This window comes from Duganella flavida (assembly GCF_009857445.1).
Lineage (GTDB): Bacteria > Pseudomonadota > Gammaproteobacteria > Burkholderiales > Burkholderiaceae_D > Rugamonas > Rugamonas flavida.
Genome location: NZ_WWCN01000083.1, coordinates 1 through 255 on the forward strand (window position 1 = coordinate 1; position 255 = coordinate 255).

Annotated in this window: 1 protein-coding gene; it reads right to left on the reverse strand. The window is 48.2% G+C overall.

The window, feature by feature from the left end; translation table 11 throughout:
- Positions 1-255 (reverse strand): IS3 family transposase (locus GTP46_RS29310; protein ID WP_161010123.1); only part of this gene is annotated, 255 nt, incomplete at both ends.

Sequence of the window (255 nt, forward strand, 5' to 3'; positions counted from 1 at the left end):
CGACTTCACCTTTGTAAGAGCGGTATTTCTTTGGTCGTACCAATGATTTAAGACCCAATTGGCTCATCAGACGCTGCACTTTTTTATGATTAATCTTGTGTCCTTGCTGACCGAGGGTGGCGGCGACACGACGATAGCCATAGCGCCCGTGATGGCGGGCGAAAATGGTTTGAATTTGTTTCTTGATTTGCTGGTGCTTATCTGGTGCCTGCAATACCTGCTGCTGATAGTAAAAGGTACTGCGCGCCAAACCAG